We start from the raw sequence: 313 nt of genomic DNA, 5'->3' as shown, positions 1-313 counted from the left end.
GCCCAGCAGGGCGGCAGCGATGCCGAGCCGCTGGCGCATGCCCAGGTAGTACGTCCGTACGCGGCGCCGGGCCACCGAGGCCAGGCCGGTTTCCTCCAGTACCTCGTCGACGCGTCGGTCCGGGATGCGGTTGCTCGCCGCCAGGACACGGAGGTGGTCGCGGGCGGTACGGGAGCCGTGCGCGGCCTGCGCGTCGAGCAGGGCGCCGACGTGGCGCAGGGGTTCGCGCAGGGTCGGGTAGGCGCGGCCGCCGATGGTCGCCGAACCGGCGGTCGGCCGGTCCAGGCCGAGCACCAGCCGCATGGTGGTGGAC

Annotated in this window: 1 protein-coding gene; it reads right to left on the bottom strand. The window is 75.7% G+C overall.

Annotation, left to right across the window (positions count from 1 at the left end):
* Positions 1–313, bottom strand: a 313-nt coding sequence (locus IF47_RS0127190) for an ATP-binding cassette domain-containing protein (protein WP_031511735.1), incomplete at both ends; no start/stop codon positions are given.

This window comes from Streptomyces megasporus (assembly GCF_000718985.1).
In the GTDB taxonomy this organism is placed as follows: Bacteria; Actinomycetota; Actinomycetes; order Streptomycetales; family Streptomycetaceae; genus Streptomyces; species Streptomyces megasporus.
Note: the sequence above shows the minus strand (reverse complement) of the source record. Positions and strands in the feature narration are given on the sequence as shown.